A 7,376-nucleotide genomic window follows, 5' to 3' on the forward strand; every position below is an offset into this window, starting at 1 on the left:
ACAAATAGGATGTTTCAGTCACATCAAAACTCACTCGTGTAACTTGTTCTTACCTTACAAATAAAATTCCTACACCTATTCCCATAAAAAAACTATAGCGCTCTTTCTAAGTATTTTTTCTATTTTAATAACCCCTTATGACATTCATATACTAACTATTCAAGTAGAATTGGAAAAACACCTTTTTAACCTATCCTACCAAGTAAACATTAATTACTAGATAATTAACATAATTCAACTTATCAGTATACGAATGGTAGGTGGTTTTTCAAAGAATAAAAGAGAATAACAAGAGTTAAAAGAAATGATGAATCAAATAAAGCTTAATCATGAAGTACTTCGTAAAGAACAAGGAGAAGAATAATATAAACAATTAACAAGCGATGAAGTTCTGGGAAGAATGATTTTTTACTTTTTCTTATTTTTAACTCGCTCTCTGGATTCGTTAAGTCCTTCTATAATGGTGTTGCCTATCCGGTGAAACAAACTTAAATACATAGCATCAATGATATTTAACTGAGCAATTCGTGAAGCGATGCTCCCTACCCTGTTTTCTTCTTCAACATTTGGGATACATAGCCTGATGTCTGCAAGTTTATAAAGCGTACTTTTAGTCAAAACGGTAAGTGCGATTACGGTGATGCCTATCTCCTTAGCAAATTTGGCCAGTTCATTAACTTCCATTGTTTTCCCCGAAGTACTAATCACTAAAAAAACATCTCCCGGCTTCATCATAGATAACACAGAAACCATGTAATGAAAATCAGCAGAGGCTATGGCATGGTAGCCTAGTTTAATCAATTTATACTGCGCATCCATCACAGGCGGATACGAGCCGCCAACTCCATATAACGCAAATTTATCTGCATGCAAAAAGGCTTCAATTGCCCGTTCAAAATCCTTTTTATCCAATGTATTCACGGAGAGCTCAAGCGCAGACTTATTTAAATACGTAACTTTTTGAAAAAGACTGTGTGGGGTATCCTTAGACTGCAGCAAAGAAAAGTCATTAATGGTATGTTCTGATTCGGAGTTTTCTTTTGCCAGCACTACCTTTAATAGTTTAAAACTTCCTACACCGATTGTTTTACAAAATCGAACAATACTAGCTTCACTGGCTCCTGCTTGTTTTGCCAGCTCTTTCGTGGTCATTGTTGGAATAAAATCAGGGTGGTCTAGGATGTACGATGCTACCTTTTGCTCAACTCCTGTAAAACGATCATAATCATTTTTAATTTTTGAAAGTATTCGTAAATCATTCATATTAAATCTCCATTCTTGTTCAAATCATCCTGAATGATATAGGATAAATTCCCTTCTTATTATTTACCATTTAGTTCTAATTAATTCATATTTTTCATGTATACTAGAGAAATAGTTAGATTCCAAATTTTGCACATATGATAGGAGATTACCACTATGTATACAAAAAAACTTATGTTATTTTTAATTTTCCCTCTTTTAATTACCTTCTTCGGTTTAAGCTATTCTGCTGAAGCATCGGGACAAGAGAACATCCATTTCACTCTTACAAGCCCGAAAGAGAATCAAATTATTACACAGGATGATGATACCCTAAACCTTGATATACTAGGTATTAAATCTACTTTTCAAATAAAACATGTAACAGCAACTATTGATAAACAAACGACTCCTTTGCAGTTTTCTAACGGAAATTACTCAGCAAAAATTCCACTTAGTACCTTAACAGAAGGCGTAAAAAAAGTTAAGATTACCGCTACGGACGTTTATGGAAATTCCAAAAGCATCTCAACAAATTTTCAGTATATCAAACAGCCCATTCACGTTACATCACCCATCAGTACCGATTTTTATAATAAAACAGACATTACGATAAAAGCCACTGCAAAGGACTTTGCTGGACCAAAGGCTAAATTCTTTGTAACGGTTGATGGAAAGACAATCGCAGCTGGCACAAAAACTTCGATTAATCAAATCGTTGATTTAAGTAAATATAACGGGAAGGCAATTACCCTTAAATTTACGATTAAAAATACTTCTACGGGCCTCCGCTATACAGAGTCCCACAAAATATATGTAGATGATAGTCCGCTCCTTACAAAGATAGAAAAAATAGACGGTCAAATTCTTGAGTTTAAATATGGTAAACTTCTTTATAAAAATACCAAAAATGAAATATGGATGAAGGATATTCAGTCAAAAGCTAATCATTTAGTTTATAAAAATACGACTGACGACTATTCTTATGGATATTTAACAAAGACATCTTTAATCTTTTTGACCAAGTCAGAGACTGCAGGAAAGCAAAATCTTTATCAATTCAACGATGGTATCGTAAAGCAACTCGGAAGCACAATGAATCATCAAACTGTTTCTGCTGCCGGTAATTATTTAATCTGGAATGGCAGCCTCATGGAGAAAGCAGCCTCAGAAGAAAATCATGTATATTTTATGCAGTTGGAAACCGGTAATACAGTATCGATTGCTGATACAGATAATCCTTATAGCGTTTATGTGAATGAAGCTGGAGAAGGCTACTATCACACTTCAGCTGGGACCTATAGATATAGCCATGGACTTTCAAGTAAAATTTCCGAAATTGGTTCAATTTTAGCAGCGGAGGGAGATTTGTTTTTATATGAAACCTCCAACCCGGAGTTTAGTGAAGTCTTTGTTAAATGGCAAGGTGGCAGTGATCAAAAATTAAATACATTCAGTGATTATTACGACGAACTCATCCCAGAATACAGCCGCCCAACCTCCATTTTAAAAAATGGGTTCATTGCTTTTGAGAAATATCAAAACAAGCAATTTGACATTTATTTATGGAACAATGGGGAAGAAACAAAAATCTCGTCTTTTAATTCTTCAACACGTTTAGCCTCATTATCTGAGGATGGCATGATTATGACGAAGAATAATTACTTACTTAAAAGCCAAAATAATTATGGAACAAAACCTATTAAGCTGTTTAACATACCTATGAATACCTACTGGGAAGGTAAGCAAGCTTATGGTATTTTTGCTGGAAACTTAGTTTCCATTACAACCGATCATACGCCAGTTACCGCTTTAAAAACCCAAGCAAAGGTTTCACTCAGTGAGAACAAAACATACCAGCTTAAAGCTGTAGTTACACCTGCCAACGCTACCTTTACTAAAGTAATTTGGTCCTCCAGCAACGCTAACGTGGTCACTGTTGACTCTAAAGGGAAAGTTAAAGGGAAAGGTAAAGGAAAGGCAACGATTACAGCCAGGTCCGTTGATGGCTCTATTACAGCCTCTACTGCGATCACTGTAGTAGATGTCACGCCTCCCGCAGCACCAACTATTAATAACGTAACCAGTAAATCGAAAAAGATCACAGGAAAAGCTGAGGCTGGTTCAACTGTAAAAATATATATCAAAGGAAAATATATTGGCAGCACCAAAGCTTCTGCCAATAAGAACTTTAGCTTTAAAATTAAACCACAAAAGGCAGGGAGCATGATTAAAGCAATCGCTGTCGACAGCTCTAAAAATAAAAGCAAAGCAAAAAGTATAAAAGTAAAAAAATAAGGTCTAAGGCAGACAAACACGCGAAAAACCATCCTATCAGCTAGGATGGTTTTTCATGTTTTTGTCCATTATATAAATAAACGCAAATACCTCGGCAACCGCCTGATAGAGTTCTTCAGGAATGGCTGCATTAATCTCAAGCTTCCCAAGCAGCTCGGTCAATGATGGATCTTCTTGGATGGGGATATTTAGTTCCTTAGCTTTTTCAAGGATATTTTCCGCTGTCTTTCCCTTTCCTTTAGCGATGACTCTTGGTGCTGACAACGTTTCTGAATCATAGGTAAGGGCAATCGCTTCTTTTCGTTTTTCTGTCATATCTTTATATCCATTCTGCTGTAGACTTCATTTTTTGTGGCAGGAACAGCCGCAGCGGGTTCTCTCTTTTTCTCTTCTTCAAAAACCACTCCTGAGAGTTTATATTCTTGCTGTTCTAATTTACCGCGGAGCAATGTCACAAAAGGATGAGCGGCCTGCCCAAGCACTTTTGCAAACTGATTAAATACAGATACCTTAACAACCCGATTCTGAATTTGCATATCCACAACTGTCTCCTTAAGCTGAGCCAAATCAAGATAAAACAAAATCCGGCAGTAATTGGGGTCTATATGACCATCCTTCGTCCGTCTTCCACTCCATTCTACTGTCAAATCACTTTGATGATCAGGCAGCGGAATCTGCATGAAAATCTGTTGAATAGGTCCTGCATCATGACTCATTAACTGCTGTGCTGTAACTCGATTAAGTACTTGGTCTGCCAGTTCGTTAATTCCAGCACCTAGATTCTCATTTTTAAGCTGCATTAATAATGGCTTTAAGCCTGTTAACTCTATCTCTGCCAGATTTTCTTGACTGCTTATTGCATGTTCCATATTCAGTCCAAGTAATCTAATGATTTCTTTTAAAAAAGGAGCAGCTGCAGCCCCTTTGGAAAGATCTGCATACTTAAAATCATTTTCAAGAATATGCTGTACAGCCCTATTTACGTTTTCAGGCAAGTTTCTCGTAACTTGAGATTCTTTATTGTTTAGAAGAGCAGCCAGCTTGGCCTTGGCATCGTCAACCCTATTATCCGTTGTAAGCAGGTTAAGGATGGTTTCACTCTGTTGAGACGCTGACAATGCAGAGTGCAGTAAATTCCCTGCGAGAACAGCAGGCCTTCGCAGAGGGACAGGCTCCGCATCTTGAGGAATACTCAAACCAGATAACGTATAGATGGCCTGTAGCAGCTTTTCTGCATTATGACGATGTCCGCTTTGCAGACTTTGAATATAGGCTGTTAACAGCTTCTGCCCTTCTTTTAAAATGGGACTTTCCCCTGCATCTCCCTTAGGCATGTTTACCAGGAACTTTTCAAGAACCGCATTCGTGTTTTCCTCTTCTGAGAAGAAGCCAGACAGCTGAAGGAGAGTAAATGCCCCTGCTTTCAATTCCGCTGATGCCTCCGGATTACTCCATAGTGCTGCGGCCTTCTGCAGTCCGTCAACAGAAACTTTTTCATGCAAAGGTACCCCTATTTCATTTAAAAGGGTTGTCAGTTGATTGGTTACGTTAGTCGGAGGTGTAAACTTAAGTTCTTGCCGAAGTCTTGTCAGCAGCCCATAAAGAGACTCAGAGCTTCCTTGACTTTGTAAGGCTATAAATACTTCATCTACAAAGGGAAGATTATTCACCATCATGGTTTTCACAACTTGAAGGGCTTGGTTTTGATCTCCAGACGTTTTCAACCAATCTGCCGCAACCTGAAATGTATTTTTAAGAATTGGCAGTTCGTTTTTGATTAAGTACTTTGCCAAGGAAACTGCCTCATGGGTAACCGGCATAGATAAATGTGAGAGAATTTGTTCAGCAGTTACTTTTGCTCCACCATTTACTGTTGGATTTAATACCTTAAATTTTATTTGTTCGTCTCCCGGCTGGACCTGCAGCCAATATTGTTCACCTGCTCTAAGAGGGACATCAAGTGCCGCAATCATTTTCTGCGAACCAATTTGAACTTCTGCCTTTTGATTTGGAAATAGCTTAATGATCTTTCCGATGACCAGCTGCCCGCTTTTAAAATCTCGAGCTAACGATTTGTTCGTTTGATTGATATGCGAAGTTATCGGGGTCGTATGCACTGACTTTACCTCCCTCATGTACGGCGTTCGAGGCGCTCCTTTACTGGAGCAAAACTGCGTCGATGCCAAGGTGTCACACCATATTGATCAAGACCGGATAAATGAACCGCTGTTCCATACCCCATATTTTTTTCAAAACCATAGTTTGGATATTCAGCACTATATTCTTTCATCATTCGGTCACGCGTAACTTTAGCAACGATTGATGCAGCAGCAATGGAAATACTTCTTGAATCACCCTTGATGAGTGACTTCTGCGGCATAGGAACCGGCAATTCCATTGCATCAATGAGTAAATAATCAGGTATCCGATTTAAATCAGTGATGGCTGCAAGCATCGCTTTCTTGGAAGCTTGGTAGATGTTTATTTCGTCGATTTCTTCACTATGTATCAAGCCAGTACCAACGGCGACTGCTTGCTCCATGATGATCGAATAAAAAGCTTCCCTCTTTGATTCAGAAACTTTTTTTGAATCATCTAAACCAGGAAGATAAAACCCAGGAGGCAGAATGACAGCTGAAGCCACTACAGGTCCTGCCAGCGGCCCTCTGCCTACTTCGTCAATACCAGCAATCTCCATAAACCCTTCGTTTTGAAGCTGTTGTTCAAACATGGACATTTCCTCAAAACGTTCTCTAATGGCAAGTTGCTTTTGATAATTGGTTGTCCACCTTTTCAAAAGGTCGGCCACGCCTTTTCTACCGTCATCCGCGCATTCCCTTATAAAAGGATGATGAGGTTCGTTTATTTCATTTAACCGTGATGCAATATCTTTGATGCTATTTGTAGTTTTCATTTTTATTCACCTGTCCTATTAGTATCGGCTAAAACAAGCCGCTTTTCAGGAAATTTCTAAAAAAATACGGATTCCAAGGAGTCTTAAAAGACTCTTTGATATCCGTATCTCCTTACTCTTCTGGTTTTTGCAAATCGGCTGGAACTTCAAAGGTTAACGGTCCCATTTTCTCGTTACGGATTTCTCGGACAACTAATTCTGCTGTCTTATCATAATCAATCAATCCTTGAGAAGCCAAGCATCCTCTGAAGGTACCAATCACATCAAAGATTTCTGCTGTCTCTTGAGGAATTTCCGTAAGATTATATCGATCCTTTAGGCGTTCTGGGTATTCTTTTTCAAGAAAACGAATCCCATAAAGAGCAATATCATGAAGATTCAGCAGCGTGTCCTTAATAGCACCCGTAAGCGCTAATTTCAGTCCTACTTCTTGATCCTCAAACTTCGGCCATAAAATCCCAGGTGTATCCAGCAGCTCCAGCTCTTTACCAAACTTAATCCATTGCTGTGCTTTTGTAACACCAGGCGTATTTCCGGTGCGCGCAATATTTTTCTTTGCCAATCGATTAATCAACGTCGATTTTCCTGCGTTAGGAATTCCAACAATCATCGCTCTGATTGCTCTTGGTTTTATGCCTCTCGACTTCATTCGGTCGTATTTATCTTTTAGAAGTTCTTTGGAAACTGCCGTAATTTGCGCAAGACCATGCCCATCTTGAGAATTGATCGCTAATGCAGTCTGCCCTTGTGACTTATAATACGCAAGCCACTTGTTTGTTTTAATTGGATCAGCCATGTCCGCTTTGTTTAATAAAATAATACTAGGCTTATGCTGGATGATTTCATCAATCATTGGATTCCTTGAAGCGGCAGGAATACGAGCATCTACCAGTTCATAGATGATATCAACTAGCTTTAATTT

General features: G+C 38.5%; 6 protein-coding genes. 1 reads left to right on the forward strand and 5 read right to left on the reverse strand.

The features are described from left to right. Positions 1-408 precede the first annotated feature (408 nt). Positions 409-1,263 (reverse strand): MurR/RpiR family transcriptional regulator, encoded by an 855-nt coding sequence (locus AC52RT_RS14810; protein WP_495541453.1) that lies wholly within the window; start codon positions 1,261-1,263, stop codon positions 409-411. Between the two features lie 156 nt (positions 1,264-1,419). Here AC52RT_RS14810 and AC52RT_RS14815 point away from each other — a divergent pair, with 156 nt between their 5' ends. Then, complete coding sequence (locus AC52RT_RS14815) at positions 1,420-3,540, forward strand: Ig-like domain-containing protein (protein ID WP_495541454.1); 2,121 nt, start codon at positions 1,420-1,422, stop codon at positions 3,538-3,540. 36 nt (positions 3,541-3,576) lie between these two features. On the opposite strand, the gene AC52RT_RS14820 is transcribed toward AC52RT_RS14815, so the two are convergent. The 4 genes from AC52RT_RS14820 to ylqF all read right to left on the reverse strand — a co-directional run. Then, positions 3,577-3,855 carry an EscU/YscU/HrcU family type III secretion system export apparatus switch protein gene (locus AC52RT_RS14820; protein ID WP_495541455.1) on the reverse strand — a complete coding sequence of 93 codons (279 nt, stop codon included), beginning with the start codon at positions 3,853-3,855 and terminating at the stop codon, positions 3,577-3,579. Next, positions 3,852-5,657, reverse strand: a complete 1,806-nt coding sequence (locus tag AC52RT_RS14825) for a TP0910 N-terminal domain-containing protein (RefSeq protein WP_495541456.1) — start codon at positions 5,655-5,657, stop codon at positions 3,852-3,854. The genes AC52RT_RS14820 and AC52RT_RS14825 overlap by 4 nt, the downstream gene beginning before the upstream one ends. Before the next feature lie 14 nt (positions 5,658-5,671). Beyond that, a complete protein-coding gene (rnhB, locus tag AC52RT_RS14830; protein WP_495541457.1) occupies positions 5,672-6,454 on the reverse strand; it encodes a ribonuclease HII in 783 nt (260 codons plus the stop codon). A 112-nt stretch (positions 6,455-6,566) separates the two neighbouring features. Then, the coding region (ylqF, locus tag AC52RT_RS14835; protein WP_495541458.1) for a ribosome biogenesis GTPase YlqF at positions 6,567-7,376 on the reverse strand (810 nt) is incomplete at its 5' end.

This window comes from Peribacillus sp. (genome assembly GCF_059453735.1).

Excerpts from the sequence above, each read along its gene's own strand:
- AC52RT_RS14810 (WP_495541453.1), bottom strand. The coding sequence starts at position 1,263 with ATGAATGATTTACGAATACTTTCAAAAATTAAAAATGATTATGATCGT.
- rnhB (WP_495541457.1), bottom strand. The coding sequence starts at position 6,454 with ATGAAAACTACAAATAGCATCAAAGATATTGCATCACGGTTAAATGAA.
- AC52RT_RS14820 (WP_495541455.1), bottom strand. The coding sequence starts at position 3,855 with ATGACAGAAAAACGAAAAGAAGCGATTGCCCTTACCTATGATTCAGAA.
- AC52RT_RS14815 (WP_495541454.1), top strand. The coding sequence starts at position 1,420 with ATGTATACAAAAAAACTTATGTTATTTTTAATTTTCCCTCTTTTAATT.